The sequence below is a fragment of the Methylobacter sp. S3L5C genome (assembly GCF_022788635.1).
Taxonomy (GTDB): domain Bacteria; phylum Pseudomonadota; class Gammaproteobacteria; order Methylococcales; family Methylomonadaceae; genus Methylobacter_C.
In genome coordinates, this window is record NZ_CP076024.1 from 2,083,754 (window position 1) to 2,103,504 (window position 19,751).

Consider the following 19,751-nt stretch of genomic DNA (forward strand, 5'->3'; position numbering starts at 1 on the left):
GCAGCTGGTTGCCTTGACAAAAAGCCAAGTGTTTATAAACAACGGTTGTTTTCATGTCATCAATACCCATTTTTTACTACAATGACTCGACTTTTAGCTTTGTATTAAAATTTTAAAAATCATGTTTTATTGCCGGATTACTTTTAATAGTGAAGTTGCCTATCGCTTTGCTATGGTATTTATTCAGTGCACAGAAGCAGAATCTTGTCATTTGTAATGAAAGCCCGGTAATAATCAGGTAGCCTGACAGGCGTAAGATCAACTAACATAACCATAGCCAGCTTGGCAAAAACAACATCAGGAATGAACATGGAACATATTACCCAATTTATTAATATTTTTTTACATCTGGACAAATATCTCAGCGAGATTATTCAAAATTATGGCTATGTTACTTATATAATATTATTTATTATTATTTTTTGTGAAACAGGGTTGGTCGTTTTGCCCTTTTTACCAGGAGATTCTTTGCTATTTGCAGCCGGTACTTTTGCGGCAAAAGGCGATATGAGTCTTTGGATATTATATGTAATATTATGTGTGGCGGCGGTATTGGGTGATTCAGTTAATTATGAAATTGGACGATTTTTTGGTCCTAAAATAGCCAAGCAGGAAAAAACCCGCTTTTTAAATAAAGAGCATGTGGAGCGCACCCATAAATTTTATGAAAAATATGGTGCTAAAACGATAATAATTGCCCGCTTTATCCCGATCATTCGTACCTTTGCTCCTTTTGTAGCTGGTATAGGTGATATGGGTTACAAAAAGTTTCTGCATTATAACGTTATCGGTGGCGTTTCCTGGATTTCTATCTGTCTGTTTGGCGGTTACTTGTTTGGCAATATAGAAATCGTAAAACATAACTTCACGGTAGTTATTGTAGGTATTGTAATTGTCTCAATAATACCTGCTGTAGTTGAGTATATTCGGCATAAGTATTATTTAAAAGTGGGCTAACAAGCTAATATCTGCAAAAAAGCCACAGATTCACAGATTTTAAAATTGATTTAATTTGTAAATCGATGGCTTTTTTGAGTTGCCTGGTATCTGATGTTTTGCTTACAGTTCGACACGGATTCCAAGTTCCACAACGCGGTCAACAGGTATTTTAAAAAACTCAATCGCACTAGTGGAATTATGAAATAAAAATCTGAATAATGCCCTGCGCCATTTCGGCATGGGACTCTTATTGCGAAAAGATATCTGTTCGCTACCGATAAAAAAAGAGGTGTTTTTGGGATTAAAATCCAGGCCTTGTTGCATGCATAACTCCAGTGCGCGGCGAACGTCTGCGTTCTGCTTGAAACCGTAATAAAGTTTCACCCGGTAAAAATTCCTGTTTTCACCGAAGGTTCTGATTTTAACCAGATGAGTCTCGTCAACATAGGGTTCGTTGGTGGTAACAATGGTCAGTACAATAATTTGTTCATGCAAGACATGATTGTGCTCAAGGTTGTGTAACAGTACTTGAGGTACGCCGTGCAAGCTTCTGGTCAAATAAATTGCAGTACCTTCAACGTTCACTAATTTGGCATTTATTTTCGTTTCCAGATCTTCAAATAACATTCGCCTGGCATCCATATATTCCGAAAGTAACTTGCGTCCTTTAATCCATGTCGTTAACACTAAAAATAAAACGGTAGCGACGACCAGCGGGAGCCAACCGCCAGTAGGGATTTTTAAGCTGTTGGACGAAAGAAAGGTTAAGTCTATTGTTAAAAAAACCGACAAAAATGCCATGCTGGTGTATTTGCTCCATTGCCAAAGTTCTTGAATAACTATAAATGCCAACAGGGTAGTGGCCATCATGGTTCCTGTTACTGCCAAGCCATAAGCTGAAGCCAATGCAGACGACGATTTAAAACTCAGTACCAGTACGAAAACCGATACCATTAACAGCCAATTAATAGCCGGTATATAGACTTGTCCCCGTTCGGCACCTGAGGTGTGCAAAATGTTCATGCGCGGACAGTAGCCCAGTTGTATGGCTTGTTTGGTCATCGAAAAGGCACCGGATATTACTGCTTGTGAGGCGATAACGGTGGCAAGTGTCGATAGAACCAGCAAAGGATACATCGCCCAGGTTGGGGCAAGTAAATAGAAAGGGTTTTGTATGGCCTCGGGATGTCCTATTAACAGCGCTCCCTGTCCGAAATAGTTGAGCAGCAAGGCTGGAAACACAAAGCCGAACCATGCATAACGGATTGGCTTTAAGCCGAAATGTCCCATATCGGCGTACAGCGCTTCGGCACCGGTTATTGCCAATACGATCGCGCCCATAATCAAAAATCCATGCCAGCCTAGTTCAAGCAGTAAATGCGCTGCGTAATAAGGATTTATTGCCATCAATACGCCCGGTTCATGGACGATGTTAATGATGCCCAAGACGGCAAGTAAACAAAACCAGATACACATGATTGGCGAGAATAGCTTGCCCATCTTGCCGGAGCCTTTTGCTTGCAGAAGGAACAGTCCGCCCAGTACTGTAATGGTAATCGGCAATACATAGTGGGCCAATGATGGAGCAATAATTTGCAAACCTTCAACGGCACTAAGTACCGAAATAGCCGGAGTGATGATGCTGTCTCCGTAAAACAATACAGTGCCAAGCAAGCCGACAGTCACGATGAAGCGCATTTTTTTTGGATTTTCTTTGGAACCTTGTAAAGCCAAGGCCATTAGCGCCATAATGCCGCCTTCGCCTTTGTTGTCGGCACGCATGATGAATATTGCGTATTTTGTGGTTACTACGAGGGTTAGTGTCCAAAAAACCAGAGATAACACGCCGAGTACATGCAGTTTATCTATTGTTAAACCGCTGAGAAAAACTTCCTTTAGCGCATAAAGCGGGCTGGTGCCAATGTCACCAAATACGACGCCAATGGCACCTAGCGCCAGGCTTGCGAGTTGTTCTTTGGATTGAGGTTGTGAATTTGAGGACATTATTGTAAATATTTTGCCACTAAATAAATAGTTAAGAAAAGTTATGCGGCACGATTATCGTCCATATAAGTTATAAAAGAAACAGGCATGTGTTTTAGGAAGCTACCGCTGATAAGGCTCTTTGACTCATTCGATTAAAAATAGCGGGCATTTATCCAGAAATGCACCGCTATACTGGCGAGATAGCCCAGCAAAATAACCGGCATCCAACGCATGTGAAATGCGAAGGTATAGCCTTCTTTGATCTGGCCTAGCAATGCAACTCCTGGTGCAGACCCAATGGCGAGCAAACTACCGCCTACGCCGAGGGTTAGAGTTAGCAGCAGCCATTGGCCGGGTGGAAGATCGGGATGCATGCTTAATACAGCAAACATCAAAGTGCCATTATCAATAAACGCTGATGAAAGGCCGATACTAATATTAGCAACCGTAGCGCTTATCTCCCCGAACAGAAAATGCGCAATAGCATCAAGATAGCCGATAAACCCCAAGGCGCCAATTATCATCATCGCGCCATAAAAGAATAGTAACGTGTCCCAATCGACATTGCCGATATTCTTGAAAACATCAAAATCCTGTCTTTTATTATCCCTTGGCGCTTCAACCTGGAAAAGTTTATAAACATGGGCAAAGTCACTTTTAACTTCGTGCGCTGTTTTGGTGAGATAAAAGCTGAAAAACTGCAATAATCCGAGACCAGTCATCATACCGGCGGCTGGTGGCAGTTCCAGCAGCACATTAGACGAAACGGTAATGGCGAGTGTGATAATGAACAGTAAAATAACACGCTTGCTGCCACGCCTTAGCCAGATAGCGCTGGTGGAAGCAGCCGGTGTTTCTTTGGGGACGAAAAAATGCATAACGGTAGCGGGAACCAAAAAGTTGACCATACAGGGAATAGTCAATGAGAAGAACTCATAAAAAGGCAGGATTTTATGTTGCCAGACGAACAATGTCGAAATGCCGCCCAGCGGACTTAACGAGCCGCCAGCATTCGCTGCTACGATGATATTGACGCAGGCCAGGGCGATAAACTCTTTTTTGTTTTTACCTACTGCCGCAGCAACAGCACCCATTAAAAGTCCTACTGCCATACCGCTAATCACGGTTGAAAGAACAAAAGCAAGTACACCGGTAATCCAGAACAGTTGTCGGTAGCTATATTGCCGACTTAAGAGCCAAATCCTGAGGCCATCGAAAATACCACGCTCTTCCATGGCGTTTAGATAGGTCATTGATACCAGTATAAATAGAAATAATTCGATATAAGCTAGTAAATTGCTTTCAAATGCGACTGCTGCCATTTTGGCTTCGCCGTGCCAGGCGTAGTAAATACAAATCGCAAACCATACGAGCGCCGAACCCAAAACCATTGGTTTTGACTTACGTAGTGCGATGACTTCTTCTGACATTGCAGCTATGTAGGCCATAACGGTAACAGCGATAGACAGATAGCCAATGATATGGTGGGTTAAATCTAATGATTTGGTCGCAATTAAAGCATCCGAAGCTTCGCCGGCAAAGCTCGCAGTCGGTAAAAGTAATAATACAAAGCCTGATAACTTTACTAGTGTGCTATTCATTTTATTGTTGAAAGGTAAACTTAAGGCGAAGACGAAATGAATAAAGCAGTTCATAAGAACTGACTGCCAATGGGTTATAAAACCTGCCTAATCTTAAAACTTGTTCTGACCGGGAGTTGTTTATTTCAGCTATTTTAGGTGAACTTTAAATAAAGCTGCAAAGATATTTAAAAAACACCGAAACGCTGTGTTATTAAGGTTCGTTTCCTGGCATGAGAATCATAGGTATCTACACAAGTCCTACGGCTCCTTCTCCAAAGGGAGAAGGTTGGGATGAGGGGAATGTAACTACTTGATTTTACTCTCCTCGGCAATTGCTCCTGCAGCGCATTGTTTTTATTATGAGAAAAAGTTGTGTAGATACCTATGCATGAGAATATAAGATTACCGCCGTTATAACCTTTTAAATCTATCACTATTTGTTTGAATAACAAGTTTTGAGTAAAACGACTGGCTTAATAATTTGGCTACTTTTATATACAACATGATGGTTTATTGTACTAAAGCCTAAAAAGACTGGATAATCTGCAACCTTCATTTATGAACAAATATTTTTTGGCATGGAATTTAATTTAATCAATACTGACGGTCATGCGCGGCGTGGACGTCTTACCTTTGCTCGTGGCGTTGTAGAAACACCGATTTTTATGCCGGTTGGTACTTATGGTACTGTCAAATCCTTGGCGCCGGAAGAGTTGACGAGTGTCGGTGCGCAAATTATTCTTGGCAACACTTTTCATTTGATGCTGCGGCCAACGACAGCTGTCATCAAGGCGCATGGTGATTTACATGATTTTATGCATTGGGACAAACCAATACTGACAGATTCAGGCGGCTTTCAGGTTTTTAGTTTGGGAGCGTTAAGAAAAATTACTGAGAAAGGCGTAACTTTTAAATCGCCGATAAACGGCAGTGCTATTTTTATGGGGCCTGAAGAGTCCATGCAGGTGCAGCGTGATTTAGGGTCGGATATTGTGATGATTTTTGATGAATGTACGCCTTATCCCGCAACTGTTGAAGAAGCTGCCAAGTCGATGCGGTTGTCGTTACGCTGGGCTGCACGTAGTAAGGTTGCACATGGTGATAATTTATCGGCTTTGTTTGGCATCGTGCAGGGCGGTATGTATGAACATTTACGTCAAGAGTCGATAGACGGTTTACTGGATATTGGTTTTGATGGCTATGCGATTGGTGGCTTGTCAGTGGGGGAACCCAAAGATGAAATGATGGCGACGCTGGATGCCATTCATGGCAAAATGCCGGCTGATAAACCGCGATATTTAATGGGTGTGGGTACGCCAGAAGATCTGGTTGAAGGAGTTCGGCGCGGAATTGATATGTTTGATTGTGTCATGCCAACACGAAATGCCCGTAACGGGCATTTGTTCACCAGCTTTGGAGTAGTGAAAATCAGAAACAGTCAATATGAATTTGACACCGGGCCGCTTGATGAATCCTGCGACTGCTATACTTGTAAAAATTATTCAAGAGCCTATTTGCGTCATCTGGATAAGTGTAAGGAAATGCTGGGTTCCAGGCTTAATACACTGCATAATCTGCATTATTATTTGAGCCTTATGCAGGGTTTGCGTGATGCCATTGAAAAGCAGGAGCTGGATGTTTTTGTCCGGCAATTTTACCAACAACGAGGAAAATCCATGCCGTCTATGGCATAATAACGGAATTTTTTAATAACTATAAAATTTGAGGATAATCATGAGTTTTTTTATTTCTGACGCTTTAGCTGCAGCTCCTGCTGCTACGCAACAACCAGGCATTGAAGGTATGCTGTTTCCACTGGGTATTCTGGTATTTTTTTACTTTTTGTTTTTGCGTCCTCAATCCAAGCGAACCAAGGAAAAGAAACAAATGATTGCCGCGATAACTAAAGGCGCAGAAGTAGTAACGTCCGGCGGTATTTTAGGTAAAATCGTTGATCTGGATGATAATTTCGTCAAGATTGAAATCTCTGATAACACCTTTATTCAAGTTCAGCGTCAAAGTATTGAAAGCATGATGCCAAAAGGAACTTATAAAGCCATAACCAAAAAAGCAGTTAAAGCTTAATGTTATAGCGCGTAGCCAGTCAAACAGCTTGATTTTAAGCTAAAGCACGGTTTAATAATTGGAATAACACATGCAAAACCATTTCCCACTTTGGAAAAATTTATTAGTCTTGATTGTTTTTGGTATCGGAATTATTTATTCGTTACCGAATATGTACGGCGATGATCCCTCTGTTCAGGTGTCATCGACACAATCTGCCAAGATAGCGCAGGAGCAGGCAAACCAGATTAAGTCAGAAATTGAAGCTAGTGGCGTTACTGCCAAAGCCTTTGAGTTTAATGACGGGCGAATTTTAGCGCGTTTTTCTAATACTGATGATCAGCTTAAAGTTGATGATTTGCTTAGAGACAAGATGGGCAGTAATTACACGGTTGCCTTAAATCTGGCACCGACGACACCTGCCTGGTTACGCGCTTTAGGCGCTAATGCCATGTATTTGGGGCTGGATTTACGTGGCGGGGTGCATTTTCTCCTGGAAGTGGATATGGATGCTGCCGCCAGACAAGCCGAAGATCGCTATAACGACGATCTGCGACTGGCCTTGCGAGGTGCTAATATGCGCTATCAGTCAGTGACAAAAAACAACGGTTTTATTAAAATTACGTTGAAGTCAGCGGCAGATAAATCAGCGTTGTTAACGCTTCTGGACAAGGATTTTCGTACCCTTGATATTACGGAGCCGGAAGCTCAGGATCAGGTTTGGTTAAAAGTCTCTGAAAAAGAAGTCCGCGAAATCAAGAAATTTGCTGTGTCGCAAAACATGACAACTTTGCGTAACCGGGTCAACGAGTTAGGCGTTGCCGAGCCGGTGATTCAACAGCAAGGTGATAACCGTATTATGGTTCAATTGCCTGGTGTACAAGATACTACTCGTGCCAAGGAAATTCTGGGTACAACTGCTACCTTGGAGTATCGTCTGGTTGATACTGAACACGATGTACGGGAGGCAGTTGCCGGGCGCGTGCCTGTTAACAGTCGCTTGTATTATGAAAGAAACGGTAATCCAATACTGTTGGATCGGCGCGTTATTGTGACTGGCGATCAAATTGTTGATGCTTCTTCCGGTCAGGATGAGGACGGCAGACCTTCAGTCAATATTTCCTTAAATGGCGTGGGTGCGGCCAAGATGGCTAAAACTACCCAGGTTAGTGTTGGCAAGCCAATGGCGGTAGTCTTTATTGAATATAAAGTTGATACCAGAATGGTCAATGGTCAAAAAGTTCGTCATAAAGAAAAAGTTGAAAAAGTTATCAACGTGGCAACTATCCAGGGAGTATTCAGTAAACGTTTTCAAACTACCGGTTTGGATAGTCCACAGGAAGCACGAAACCTGTCATTGTTGTTAAGGGCTGGAGCACTGGCTGCGCCGGTTGATATTGTTGAAGAGCGTACGGTAGGGCCAAGCCTTGGACAAGATAACATCGATAAAGGCATGCTGTCGTTTGTGGTAGGCTTTGCCTTGGTTGTGTTGTTTATGGCGGTTTATTATAAGCTGTTTGGCATGATTGCAAATTTTGCGCTGGCGTTTAACGTGGTTATTGTCGTGGCAATATTGTCGATGTTACAGGCAACGTTAACATTGCCGGGTATTGCCGGGATCATTTTGACGGTAGGTATGTCGGTTGATGCCAACGTATTGATATTCGAGCGGATTAAAGAAGAGCTCCGTAATGGTAATACGCCGCAATCCGCTATTTTTATCGGTTATGAAAAAGCTTTTGCAACGATCCTTGACTCGCATTTTACCAACCTTGTGGTCGCGGTGGTCCTGTTTGCTTTTGGTACCGGTTCTGTTAAAGGTTTTGCAGTAACGTTGATTATCGGGATTTTATCCTCCATGTTTACGGCAATCACCGGAACGCGGATGGTTATTAACTGGGTATACGGCAATCGTAGAGTTGGGAAGTTATCCATTTAAGCTGTGCAAGGGCAAGCCTTTATGGTCGCCCTTAATTCAAAAGTAACCCAAGGGTCAACCTAAGGGCAACCGTAAAGGGTTGTCCCTACCTTAAGAAGATTAAACTATGAAGACAACAAACATAAATTTTATAGGTAACCGAAATATCGCCTTGATATTTTCTGGTGTACTAATGATTCTTTCGATAGGATCGCTGGCTGTCCGCGGATTGCAAATGGGTATTGATTTTACCGGCGGAACGCTGATTGAAGTGGGTTATCAAAAAGCGGCTGATTTAACGGTACTACGTAATACCTTGGATGCTGAAGGTTTTGGCGATGCCACTGTGCAAAATTTTGGCACGGCAAAAGATGTCCTGATTCGTTTAAAGCTCCATGAAGGTTTAAGTAGCGCCGATTTAAGTTCCAAGGTACTTGAGGCTATTAATAAAACCACCGCAGAGCCGGCAAGTGTGCGACGCGTTGAATTTGTTGGACCTCAAGTGGGTGATGATTTGGCCGAGGATGGTTTTTTGGCCTTGCTATATTCAACAGTAGGGATTTTGGGTTATATTGCCTGGCGTTTTGAGTGGAAATTTTCTACCGGAGCCGTTATAGCGACAGTTCATGATGTTGTTGTTACCTTGGGATTGTTTTCTGTTTTGGGGCTGGAATTTGATTTGACGGTATTGGCGGCAGTTCTTGCGCTGATTGGTTATTCTTTGAACGATACCATTGTTATTTATGATCGTATTCGTGAAAATTTTCGGCTAATGCGTAATAAAACGACTGAAGAAATTATGAATATTTCAGTTAATGTCACCTTAAGCCGAACCATCATGACCTCTTTGACGGTAATTCTGGTACTTGCATCCTTGTTTTTTCTGGGCGGTGAAGTAATACATAATTTTTCCATCGTATTGTTATTTGGCGTAGTTTTCGGGACTTATTCCTCTATTTTTATCGCCAGTCCTATGGCTTTATTATTGGGTATTAGTGCTGAGGATTTGATGATACCGGTCAAAGAAGGTGCGGAAATAGATCGTACGCCTTAATGATATGATTTGTCGTTTGTCTACAATATCGCGATGATCAGGTATAATTACCTACTCAAATTTTTATTTTTTATTTAATGTTACTTTGGAGTTTTAAAACATAATGGCAATAGAACGGACTTTCTCAATTATTAAACCTGACGCAGTTGCAAAAAATGTTATTGGTGAAATTTATAGTCGTTTTGAAAAAAATGACCTGAAAATTGTTGCAGCAAAAATGCTGCACCTGACTCAAGAACAAGCTGAAGGTTTTTACGCAGAACACAGTGAACGCGGTTTCTTTAAGGATCTGGTTGCCTTTATGATTTCAGGTCCTGTAATCATGCAAGTTCTTGAAGGCGAAAATGCAGTTCTTAAGCATCGTGAAATAATGGGTGCTACCAACCCTAAAGAAGCAGCTGCCGGAACTATTCGCGCTGATTTCGCTGCCAGCATCGATGAAAATGCAGTACATGGATCAGATGCTGTCGAAACCGCTGCAAGAGAAATCGCTTACTTTTTCTCAAATAATGAAATCTGTGCAAGAACCCGTTAATTTCAAGCCGGTTAATCCTAAACGGATTAACTTACTCGATTACGACAGAAAAGGTCTTGCGGCCTTTTTTGTCGATTTGGGTGAAAAACCTTTTCGTGCAACCCAGTTACTTAAATGGATTTATCAGGAAGGTGTCGAAGATTTTGATCTGATGACTAATTTAAGCAAGTCTTTTCGAGCCTGGCTCAACGAGCATTGTTATCTTGCAACGCCAGAGATTGTGATTGAACAAATCGCCAGCGATGGAACCCGTAAATGGGCATTGCAAACCAGTTGCGGCAACCGGATCGAGACGGTTTTTATTCCTGAAGAAGGGCGTGGCACTTTATGTGTATCATCGCAAATCGGTTGTGCGCTAGCCTGTACTTTTTGTTCTACCGCACAGCAAGGTTTTAATCGTAATTTGACGACCGCAGAGATTATTGGTCAAGTCATTGTTGCGCAAAAACGTTTGGGGACGACCAAAAAAATCACCAATGTTGTCATGATGGGTATGGGCGAGCCCTTGCTTAATTTTGATAATGTCGTCGCGGCCATGAATTTGATGATGGATGACTTTACCTTTGGGCTTTCCAAACGACGGGTCACTATTAGTACTTCGGGTGTTGTGCCGGCCATGTATCGATTGACACAAGCCTGTGATGTCAGCCTTGCCGTATCATTACATGCAGTGACTGATGAATTAAGGGATGAACTGGTTCCGATTAATAAAAAATATCCGTTAAAGATGTTAATGGAAGCGTGCAGGGATAACGCCAAGATTGCACCACGACGTACCGTTACCTTTGAATATGTCATGCTTGATGGGATTAATGATTCCATGGAGGATGCTCGTGGACTCATTAAATTATTAAAAACAGTACCGTCAAAACTTAATTTGATACCCTTTAATCCGTTTCCCAACAACGCTTATCGATGCTCAAGTAAAGACGTCATTAATCGTTTTAAAACAGTTTTAAACGACGCGGGTATTATCACGACAGTCAGGAAAACCCGTGGTGAGGATATAGATGCTGCCTGTGGACAATTGGTTGGGCAAGTTGAAGATAAAAGTCGCAGACATCTTAAGATAAAGGTCGTGGGTTTAGAGAGTGCTGCCTGAGGCATCAAGCAGTATTATTAATCGCTGTGGTAGTACCTTGTTTTTGGTCGTTGTATTGGCTTCCTGTACTTCCTCGAATGTAAAGACCACTGGAAGTGATGATCCTGCCAGCATTTATTTGCAGTTGGGAGTCCGCTACATCGATTTAAACAAGTTGGAAGTTGCCAAAGAAAATTTACAGCTGGCATTACAAAAAGACCCTAATAATACCCAAGTGCATAATGCCTTTGCATTTTTATATGAAAAATTAAATGATTATGATCATGCAAAAGACCATTATGAAATGGCGTTGGATGGGTCGCCAGATAATTGGAGTGTAGAAAATAACTTTGGCCGGTTTCTTTGCGATCATGGTGAATATGAGCAAGGAATGGCTTTATTAAATCAGGCATTTTCCAATCAATTAAATGACAGGCAGTGGCTGGCATTAACCAATGCAGGACGTTGCCAGTTGGCAATGCAACAAAAACAAAGTGCCAAAACTTATTTTAAGCAAGCGTTGATACTTAATAATACTTACGCTCCGGCATTGCTGGAAATGCAAAGAATAAGTTATCAAAGTGGCGAATATTTGGCGGCAAAAGTTTATTTACAGCGCTATCTGAGTGTTGCAGATCATACTTCAGGAACCTTATGGATTGGTATGCAAACAGAACGTGCATTAGGTAATGAAGCGCTGGCAAAAGAATACCAACGCTTATTATTGGAAAAATTTCCGCTTTCAGATGAAGCAAAACAAATTAAGCCTATTTAACATTAACAGGCTACCCTGACCGATATGGCAAATAATATACAAGCAATTCGCGGGATGCATGATGTGCTTCCTGAACAAACACCGATCTGGCAGTATACCGAACAGGTGCTTAGAGATGTACTCAGTGCTTATGGTTATAGTGAAATCCGGCTGCCGATTGTCGAGAAAACAGAGCTTTTCAAGCGCTCTATTGGTGAGGTGACCGATATAGTTGAAAAAGAAATGTATACTTTTGACGATCGTAATGGCGATTCATTAACTTTGCGTCCGGAAGGAACTGCCGGCTGTCTTAGGGCGTGTCTTGAGCATGGCTTATTACATAATCAGGTCCACCGGTTATGGTATTACGGGCCTATGTATCGCCATGAGCGTCCACAAAAAGGGCGTTATCGCCAATTTATTCAATTGGGCGTGGAAACTTATGGCATGTCCGGCCCTGATATTGATGCTGAATTGATTCTGATCATGGATCGCTTATGGAAGAAGTTGGGTATTCGCGATAAAGTGCGTTTACAACTTAACTCCTTAGGTACTATTGCAGAACGACTGGTTTATCGGGAAACTTTAGTCACTTATTTTCAGGCACATTTGGCTGAGTTGGATGAAGATAGTTTACGTCGGCTTGAGACCAATCCTTTACGCATTTTGGATACCAAAAATCCGGCCATGCAAAAACTGGTTGCCGATGCTCCCGAATTAATGGCTTATTTAGGTGATGAAAGCCTGAAACATTTTAATACCTTGACGGCAACATTGGATGATCTCGGGATAAGCTACGAAGTCACAACACGGTTGGTACGTGGCCTGGATTATTATAGTAAAACCGTTTTTGAATGGGTTACTGATGAGCTTGGGTCGCAGGGAACCGTGTGTGCCGGTGGACGTTATGACAGCCTGATTGAGCAATTGGGTGGAAAGCCTAATTTTGCGGTAGGTTTTGCCATGGGTATTGAGCGTTTGTTGGCTTTGATGGAAGTCTCAGGTAATGTGCCGCTGGCAAGAACCGTCGATGTATACATGATTCGTGTCGGCGAAACAGCGGAACGGGAAGGTTTGCGTTTTGCTGAAACAATTAGAAATGAAGTCCCGGGGTTAAAGCTGCAAATGAATTGTGGTGGTGGCAGCTTTAAAAGCCAATTTAAAAAAGCTGATAAAATAGGTGCGGAATATGCCATTATTTTGGGTGAAGACGAAGTCAGTCGCGGAGAGTTTGGTTTGAAATCCTTACGTAGTGAGCAAGACCAGCAAACGTTATCCCGGGAGCAAATAATTACTTTTTTGCAAGAGCTCTGTGGCTTGAGTTAACCTACTATTTGCCGCTTTGATGCGTTGGGCTACCGTCCTCACTTAACCCAACCCTGCAAGCGATTTTTAAAATACCAATAAGAGAAAGTCAGTGGAAATTTACGATACAGAAGAAGAGCAACTTGATGCAGTAAAAAGATGGTGGAAAGAAAATGGATTTTCTACCATTGTAGGCTTGGTTATTGGCGTTATTGTTATTATAGGTTGGAATTACTGGCAAAGTGACAAGAAAGTAAAGTCAGGCGAGGCCTCAGCGGTATACAGTCAATTAATCCAGGCGATAGCCGACGATAAAAAAGATAGCGCAGAGAAACTGGCTGAGCGCATACAGGAACAATATCCCAAGACGGAATATGCCGCTTATAGCGCTCTTTTACTGGCAAAAGTAAAAGTCGGGCAAGGTGATTTAGCTAAAGCGCAGGCGACTTTAAAACAGATTGCCGAAGGATCCGATAAAGTATTGGCTAATGTTGCGAAAATAAGACTGGTTCGTTTAATGTTGGCCAGCGGCCAGTTTGAGCAGGGCTTACAGTTAATTAATGATGTCGATCCTGCAACATCATCTGGTTTTTCAGGAAACTATGATGAGTTGGTGGGCGATTTGTATGTTGCCTTGGATCGTTTGGATCAAGCGCGAAGTTCTTATCAAAAAGCCTTGGAAAGTGGTTATAAGTCACCGTTATTACAATTTAAAATTGATGATTTAACTGCACCTGAAAAAATAGAAAGCCAAAAATAATGCGCCTGATTACACTTTTAAGCATTTGTTTACTATTACCAGGTTGCGCTGCGTTTGATACTATCAATGACTCTGTTTCCGGTATTTCCGATTATTTTCTTGGTGGTGAGGATAATTCGGATCCCCCGGCTATTCTGGTTGAGTATGTTCCTGAAATACAAATCGAAAAGCTTTGGAATGAAACGGTCGGCGTAGGCACAGATGAACAATCTTTAAAACTGGTTCCATCCATTGGCTTTGGTAAAATACTGGCTGCCGACAGGGATGGTTTGGTGCAGGCCAGGGATTTGAATACCGGGCGTCTGATTTGGGAAGTAGAAACAGAAGTTCATTTTTCTGCCGGCCCTGGATTGGGTGCCGGAACCGTGATTTTAGGTTCCAGTGATGCTGAAGTCGTTGCCTTAAATAGTGAAAATGGTGAGTTGCTTTGGAAATCTCTGGTTTCCAGTGAAGTACTTTCTGTACCGATTATTGCCAAGGGTGTCGTGGTGGTTCGCACGACTGACGGAGAAGTTATTGCTCTCAATGAAAAAAATGGTGTAAGGATATGGAATTATGAGCATAATGCACCCGCTTTAACGGTGCGCGGCATCGGTGCTCCCATTGTCGTTGAGGATAATGTGATTGGCGGTTACGATAATGGTAAATTAATGGCATTGCGCCTGGCAGATGGCAAGTATGTCTGGGAAACCAGTATTACCATTCCCAAAGGACGTTCTGAAGTTGAAAGGCTGGTGGATCTTGACGCTGACCCAATAGATGTAGGTGGCGTTATTTATATTGCCAGTTATCACGGTGGTGCTGTTGCGGTGTCAGAACTGGATGGTGACGTGTTGTGGCGCAACGAGGCCATTTCTTCTTATAATGGCTTGAGCCATGATTTTCGGTATTTGTATTTATCAGATTCGAATGATAACGTTTGGCAGTTGGATCAACGTAGTGGCGCATCATTATGGAAACAAAAAGAATTACATCAAAGAAAATTAACAGCGCCGACAGTCTATGAAAACTATGTTGTGGTAGGCGATTTTGAAGGCTATGTGCATTGGTTGTCTACCACTGATGGCAGGCAGTTAGGACGTATAAAAGTTGCTGATAGCGCAATAGAAGCCAAGCCTGTCGTGGTAGATAATACTGTTTATATTTATGCAAAAGACGGCACCCTTGCCGCTTTAAAAACCCGGTCACCTTAATATACTATGTTACCTGTAATAGCCCTTGTAGGGCGTCCCAATGTTGGTAAATCCACATTATTTAATTATTTAACCCGTAGTCGGGAAGCTTTAGTCGCAGATTTCCCGGGCTTAACCCGGGACCGTCAATATGGTCGGGTAAAGCATGGCGATCGTCCTTGTCTGGTTGTCGATACCGGTGGTATAGCCGATGATGCCGAAGGTATAGAAAGTTTTGCCAGAAAGCAGGTACAAATTGCTTTGGAAGAAGCTGATTTGGTGTTGTTTCTGGTTGATGCACGCGAAGGACTGAGTGCCTCAGATAAAGTGATTGCTGACAGCCTGAGAAAACTCAATAAACCCGTACTGTTGGTCACCAACAAAGTTGATGGTATTGATGCCACCATTGCGGCTGCCGACTTTTATTCGCTGGCTCTTGGCGAGCCTGTGCAGATTGCTGCTTCACACGGTAGAGGCATACCTGAATTACTGCAAAGAGTCGATCAATTATTACCACCCGACACTGAAGAAACGATTGATGATACCAGTAAAGGTATCGCTATTGCTGTCGTCGGACGGCCTAATGTTGGTAAATCAACCTTGGTTAACCGGCTGTTGGGTGAAGAGCGGGTTATTGTTTATGATGAGCCGGGTACGACACGCGACAGCATCTATATCCCTTTTGAACGCAGTGGCAAGCAGTTTACGCTGATTGATACGGCGGGAATGCGCAGGCGCTCCAGAGTTTCAGAGACCATTGAAAAGTTCAGTGTCATCAAAACCTTGCAAGCCATTGAAAAGTCAAATGTCGTTATTTATTTAATTGATGCACGCGATGGTATAGCCGATCAGGATGCGCATTTATTAGGTTTGGTGATAGAAGCGGGTAGAGCGTTGATTATTGGTCTCAATAAATGGGATGGCATCACTACCGAGCAAAAAAATACTATTAATCGACAATTGGATGTGAAATTGTCCTTTCTTGATTTTGCTGAAAAACATCCTATCTCCGCCTTGCATGGCAGTGGTGTTGGCAAGCTGTTTGATGTCGTTTCCAAATTGTATGAAGCAGCGATGATTGATATGTCAACGCCTGTGTTGACGAGAATACTTAAAGAAGCGACTACTGCGCATCAACCGCCGATAGTTAACACGCGTCGTATCAAGTTAAAATATGCACATCAGGGTGGCCGAAATCCGCCTATTGTAGTTATTCATGGCGTACAAACAGATGCGCTGCCGATGTCTTATAAGCGCTACTTAATGAATTATTATCGTGACAAGATGAAATTGTCAGGGACACCGATACGATTGGAATTTAAGTCACCGATCAATCCCTTTCACGGACAAAAGAAGAAGCTCACCGAGTGGGAAGTACAAAAACGTTTACGTTTGGCGAAGCGGGCAAAGCCAAATAAAGATCAGGGTTAAAGGTTAAAATAATTTGGATATTTAACCTGTTCTTTTTATCATTATCACAATAAGGATTAAGTCATGGCAACGATTACATTTCAAGGCAAACCACTGCATACCTCTGGGGAATTACCGTTAGTGGGTAGTAAGGCCCCTGACTTTTCTCTGGCAAACGGTAAATTAGAAGATGTAAGCCTGGCAACTTACGCCGGTAAAACGAAAGTGCTTAATATCGTGCCCAGCTTGGATACGCCTACCTGCGCGGCTTCAACGCGTAAGTTTAACGAGAAGGCTGCACATTTTCATAATACCGTGGTGTTGGTTATTTCCGCTGATTTACCGTTTGCACAATGCCGATTTTGTGAGATTGAAGATTTAACTCATGTTATTCCTTTATCAACCTTCCGTTCTAGTTTTGCCGACGATTATGGTGTCAAACTGGTTAATACTTTTCTTGCCGGATTAACGGCTCGGGCAGTCATTATTATTGATGAGCATGATAACGTTATTTATACCGAATTAGTAAGCGAACTTGCTAATGAACCTGATTATGAAAGTGCGTTGCTGGCGTTGAAATAACCGGTGAGTCGTATTTAAAAGGCCGGAAATATTTCAAAGACAAGCTCTCTGTCGATAGTCGTTTCATATCGTTATCACATAATTTTAAGACCAGGCCGTATGACGACAAAGCCTGGTTTTTTTGTCTTGACTGTTGCAGCTTTAATTTAAATATAAAGTAATGCCTATTCGTGGCAACATCTCTTGTAACGTTCATATCTCCAGTATCATTCGTTGAGAGTAATAATTCTCGTCTTATATATAAGTGTTGTCTCCTTGCTATTGCGTTGAATCTTAGGCTTGTTTTGCTGGCTTTCGGAAATCTTTAGCGCAAACGGCTGCCAAGTGATGAAAAAACAACGGCGTTAATTATCTTTAGTTTGTTTAGCGGCTTGGTTTTATGGATAATGGAGTTATAGTCTGAATATTTTTCAATAGATTCAAGAGTTTCAATACAAGGTTTGACGATATGACAGAAATGATGAGTAGTGGAGTTGAGTTGATGTTGGCTGGAATGAGCATTGTCTTCCTGTTTTTGACTATGCTGGTTATTGCGATTAATCTTATGTCATCACTGGTGCAGCGGTTTTTTCCGGATGCCCCCGTTTTGGTGGCAGTCCCTAAGGTTTCCAGCGGTATTGATAAAAGCATCATTGCCGCAATTACTGCAGCGGTGCATCAGCATCGAAGCAAACATAAAAAAAATTAAGTATTTTTGGGTAGATGTCTGTAGTGTTTGACCCATACTGTTTATATTAAAAGTATTCAATCGACCCAAAAGGTCAGTGATTAGAACCTGCAAAGGTTCTTGGAGAAATATCAAGTATGGCCAAAGATAAAAAAAAACCGCTAGCGATCACTGAAGTTGTTTTACGTGATGCTCATCAATCCATCTTGGCTACTCGTTTACGTGTAGAAGATATGTTGCCGATTTGTGAAAAACTGGATCAGATAGGTTACTGGTCTATTGAATCGTGGGGTGGTGCTACTTTTGATGCTTGTATTCGTTATTTGGGCGAAGATCCTTGGGAAAGGTTGCGCTTGCTAAAAGCGGCCATGCCTAAAACGCAGCAGCAAATGTTGTTGAGGGGGCAAAATATTTTAGGTTATCGGCATTATGCCGATGATGTGGTTGACAAATTTGTTGAGCGTTGTGCTGTCAACGGTATTGATGTTTTCCGTATCTTTGATGCCATGAATGACATGCGTAACATTGAACACGCGGTAAAAGCAGTACTCGCTACCGATGCCCATGCTCAAGGGACTATTTCTTACACGATCAGCCCGGTCCATACGCTGGATACGTGGGTCAATCTGGGCAAACAAATCGAAGATATGGGGGCGCACTCCATTTGTATTAAGGATATGGCTGGATTGCTTAAACCTTACGATGCCTTTGAGCTGGTCAGCCGCTTGAAAAAAAGCACCAAAATCCCGATACATTTACATTGCCACGCAACCACCGGTTTAAGTGTAGCCAGCATTATCAAAGCGGTCGAAGCGGGCATAGATAATGTTGACACGGCCATTTCATCACTTAGCATGACTTACGGACATAGCGCTACCGAGACGATTGTCGCCAGCCTTGAAGGTACTGAGCGTGCTACCGGTTTGGATTTGGTAAAGCTGGAAGAAATTGCGCATTATTTCAGGGATATCCGGAAAAAATACGCACAATATGAAGGCAGTCTAAAAGGTGTCGATGGACGCATTCTGATTTCTCAAGTTCCTGGTGGCATGTTGACTAACATGGAAAGCCAGTTGAAAGAGCAGGGTGCTTCTGACAAGTTTGATGAAGTTATGCATGAAATACCTCGAGTCCGCGAAGATTTGGGATTTATTCCGCTGGTTACACCGACCTCTCAAATCGTGGGCACACAAGCCGTTATGAATGTGATGAACGGTGAGCGCTATAAAACCATTACCAAAGAAACAGCCGGAGTACTGAAAGGCGAGTACGGTGCAACTCCTGCACCGGTAAACAAGCAATTGCAAGATAGGGTGCTGGAAGGTGCTCAGCCTATTACTTGTCGTCCTGCTGATTTAATAGAGCCGGAAATGGACAAATTGATCGCCGATGTCCTGGAAAAAGCGAAAGCAGAAAATGTAAAGCTCGCTAAAAACATTGAAGAAGATGCCTTAATCAATGGTATGTTTGCTCAAGTTGGGTGGAAGTTTCTGGTTAATCGTGGAAATCCTGCGGCATTTGAGGCGGCACCCGATGCAAAAGCTTTTGCAGAGGCCAATAATAGTGCGCCAAAAATAGCGACGACTGAGAGCGTTACTGAAACTTATGCCGTCAACGTGGATGGCAGAAATTTTAACGTTACCGTAGGTCCTGTTGGTGCGCCACTCAATATTCAGCCTGCCGTTGTAGATAAAGGTATCGTTAACAGTGGTGCGATAGTTTATGCACCAATGGCTGGTAATATACTGAAAATCCTGGTTGATATTGGTAGTGAGGTTGTGGAAGGTGAGGTAGTGGTTGTTATGGAAGCGATGAAAATGGAGACCGAAGTCCGGTCTAAATTTTCAGGTATTGTTAGCGCAGTTCATATCAAGGAAGGCGGTGCAGTCGCTGGCGGTAATGCTTTGATTTCATTGTAATAACGGACACTATCAAGAGACA

The 19,751-nt window shown here is 42.4% G+C and carries 17 protein-coding genes; 15 read left to right on the forward strand and 2 right to left on the reverse strand.

Features of this window, described 5'->3' with window-relative positions:
• Positions 1–309 precede the first annotated feature (309 nt).
• Positions 310–957, forward strand: a complete 648-nt coding sequence (locus tag KKZ03_RS09395; RefSeq protein WP_243221228.1) for a DedA family protein — start codon at positions 310–312, stop codon at positions 955–957.
• A 102-nt stretch (positions 958–1,059) separates the two neighbouring features.
• Here the strand turns inward: KKZ03_RS09395 and KKZ03_RS09400 are convergent, their stop codons facing one another.
• Both KKZ03_RS09400 and nhaD read right to left on the reverse strand, forming a co-directional pair.
• On the reverse strand, positions 1,060–2,943 hold the full coding sequence (locus tag KKZ03_RS09400) for a potassium transporter Kup (protein ID WP_243221229.1): 1,884 nt from the start codon (positions 2,941–2,943) through the stop codon (positions 1,060–1,062).
• A gap of 134 nt (positions 2,944–3,077) precedes the next feature.
• Entirely contained in the window at positions 3,078–4,526 is a 1,449-nt protein-coding gene (gene nhaD, locus KKZ03_RS09405; RefSeq protein WP_243221230.1) for a sodium:proton antiporter NhaD, read from the reverse strand.
• A 560-nt stretch (positions 4,527–5,086) separates the two neighbouring features.
• On the opposite strand from nhaD, the gene tgt reads away from it, so the two are divergent.
• The 14 genes from tgt to oadA all read left to right on the forward strand — a co-directional run bounded on the left by tgt (position 5,087) and on the right by oadA (position 19,729).
• Positions 5,087–6,202 (forward strand): tRNA guanosine(34) transglycosylase Tgt, encoded by a 1,116-nt coding sequence (gene tgt / locus KKZ03_RS09410; RefSeq protein ID WP_243221231.1) that lies wholly within the window; start codon positions 5,087–5,089, stop codon positions 6,200–6,202.
• A gap of 40 nt (positions 6,203–6,242) precedes the next feature.
• A complete protein-coding gene (gene yajC / locus KKZ03_RS09415; protein ID WP_243221232.1) occupies positions 6,243–6,593 on the forward strand; it encodes a preprotein translocase subunit YajC in 351 nt (116 codons plus the stop codon).
• 70 nt (positions 6,594–6,663) lie between these two features.
• Complete coding sequence (gene secD, locus KKZ03_RS09420) at positions 6,664–8,511, forward strand: protein translocase subunit SecD (RefSeq protein ID WP_243221233.1); 1,848 nt, start codon at positions 6,664–6,666, stop codon at positions 8,509–8,511.
• 106 nt (positions 8,512–8,617) lie between these two features.
• Positions 8,618–9,544 (forward strand): protein translocase subunit SecF, encoded by a 927-nt coding sequence (gene secF / locus KKZ03_RS09425; RefSeq protein WP_243221234.1) that lies wholly within the window; start codon positions 8,618–8,620, stop codon positions 9,542–9,544.
• 103 nt (positions 9,545–9,647) lie between these two features.
• A complete protein-coding gene (ndk, locus tag KKZ03_RS09430) occupies positions 9,648–10,079 on the forward strand; it encodes a nucleoside-diphosphate kinase (RefSeq protein WP_243221235.1) in 432 nt (143 codons plus the stop codon).
• Positions 10,054–11,181: a 23S rRNA (adenine(2503)-C(2))-methyltransferase RlmN gene (gene rlmN / locus KKZ03_RS09435; RefSeq protein WP_243221236.1), complete on the forward strand. Its 1,128-nt coding sequence runs from the start codon at positions 10,054–10,056 to the stop codon at positions 11,179–11,181. Before ndk ends, rlmN begins: the two co-directional genes overlap by 26 nt.
• The gene (pilW, locus tag KKZ03_RS09440; RefSeq protein WP_243221237.1) at positions 11,171–11,935 is read left to right on the forward strand and encodes a type IV pilus biogenesis/stability protein PilW; all 765 of its coding nucleotides are present in this window, start codon (positions 11,171–11,173) and stop codon (positions 11,933–11,935) included. The genes rlmN and pilW overlap by 11 nt, the downstream gene beginning before the upstream one ends.
• Positions 11,936–11,959: 24 nt before the next feature.
• Positions 11,960–13,240 carry a histidine--tRNA ligase gene (gene hisS, locus KKZ03_RS09445; protein WP_243221238.1) on the forward strand — a complete coding sequence of 427 codons (1,281 nt, stop codon included), beginning with the start codon at positions 11,960–11,962 and terminating at the stop codon, positions 13,238–13,240.
• A gap of 91 nt (positions 13,241–13,331) precedes the next feature.
• Positions 13,332–13,979 (forward strand): tetratricopeptide repeat protein, encoded by a 648-nt coding sequence (locus KKZ03_RS09450; RefSeq protein WP_243221239.1) that lies wholly within the window; start codon positions 13,332–13,334, stop codon positions 13,977–13,979.
• Entirely contained in the window at positions 13,979–15,172 is a 1,194-nt protein-coding gene (bamB, locus tag KKZ03_RS09455) for an outer membrane protein assembly factor BamB (RefSeq protein WP_243221240.1), read from the forward strand. Before KKZ03_RS09450 ends, bamB begins: the two co-directional genes overlap by 1 nt.
• Before the next feature lie 6 nt (positions 15,173–15,178).
• Positions 15,179–16,582 carry a ribosome biogenesis GTPase Der gene (gene der / locus KKZ03_RS09460; RefSeq protein ID WP_243221241.1) on the forward strand — a complete coding sequence of 468 codons (1,404 nt, stop codon included), beginning with the start codon at positions 15,179–15,181 and terminating at the stop codon, positions 16,580–16,582.
• Positions 16,583–16,645: 63 nt separating this feature from the next.
• Positions 16,646–17,143 carry a thiol peroxidase gene (tpx, locus tag KKZ03_RS09465; protein ID WP_243221242.1) on the forward strand — a complete coding sequence of 166 codons (498 nt, stop codon included), beginning with the start codon at positions 16,646–16,648 and terminating at the stop codon, positions 17,141–17,143.
• Positions 17,144–17,591: 448 nt separating this feature from the next.
• Positions 17,592–17,831 (forward strand): OadG family protein, encoded by a 240-nt coding sequence (locus KKZ03_RS09470; RefSeq protein ID WP_243221243.1) that lies wholly within the window; start codon positions 17,592–17,594, stop codon positions 17,829–17,831.
• Positions 17,832–17,947: 116 nt separating this feature from the next.
• On the forward strand, positions 17,948–19,729 hold the full coding sequence (gene oadA / locus KKZ03_RS09475) for a sodium-extruding oxaloacetate decarboxylase subunit alpha (protein WP_243221244.1): 1,782 nt from the start codon (positions 17,948–17,950) through the stop codon (positions 19,727–19,729).
• Positions 19,730–19,751 lie beyond the last annotated feature (22 nt).

Coding starts and splice junctions, on each gene's coding strand:
- KKZ03_RS09395 (WP_243221228.1), top strand. CDS start 310: ATGGAACATATTACCCAATTTATTAATATTTTTTTACATCTGGACAAA.
- KKZ03_RS09400 (WP_243221229.1), bottom strand. CDS start 2,943: ATGTCCTCAAATTCACAACCTCAATCCAAAGAACAACTCGCAAGCCTG.
- nhaD (WP_243221230.1), bottom strand. CDS start 4,526: ATGAATAGCACACTAGTAAAGTTATCAGGCTTTGTATTATTACTTTTA.
- tgt (WP_243221231.1), top strand. CDS start 5,087: ATGGAATTTAATTTAATCAATACTGACGGTCATGCGCGGCGTGGACGT.
- yajC (WP_243221232.1), top strand. CDS start 6,243: ATGAGTTTTTTTATTTCTGACGCTTTAGCTGCAGCTCCTGCTGCTACG.
- secD (WP_243221233.1), top strand. CDS start 6,664: ATGCAAAACCATTTCCCACTTTGGAAAAATTTATTAGTCTTGATTGTT.
- secF (WP_243221234.1), top strand. CDS start 8,618: ATGAAGACAACAAACATAAATTTTATAGGTAACCGAAATATCGCCTTG.
- ndk (WP_243221235.1), top strand. CDS start 9,648: ATGGCAATAGAACGGACTTTCTCAATTATTAAACCTGACGCAGTTGCA.
- rlmN (WP_243221236.1), top strand. CDS start 10,054: ATGAAATCTGTGCAAGAACCCGTTAATTTCAAGCCGGTTAATCCTAAA.
- hisS (WP_243221238.1), top strand. CDS start 11,960: ATGGCAAATAATATACAAGCAATTCGCGGGATGCATGATGTGCTTCCT.
- bamB (WP_243221240.1), top strand. CDS start 13,979: ATGCGCCTGATTACACTTTTAAGCATTTGTTTACTATTACCAGGTTGC.
- der (WP_243221241.1), top strand. CDS start 15,179: ATGTTACCTGTAATAGCCCTTGTAGGGCGTCCCAATGTTGGTAAATCC.
- tpx (WP_243221242.1), top strand. CDS start 16,646: ATGGCAACGATTACATTTCAAGGCAAACCACTGCATACCTCTGGGGAA.
- KKZ03_RS09470 (WP_243221243.1), top strand. CDS start 17,592: ATGACAGAAATGATGAGTAGTGGAGTTGAGTTGATGTTGGCTGGAATG.
- oadA (WP_243221244.1), top strand. CDS start 17,948: ATGGCCAAAGATAAAAAAAAACCGCTAGCGATCACTGAAGTTGTTTTA.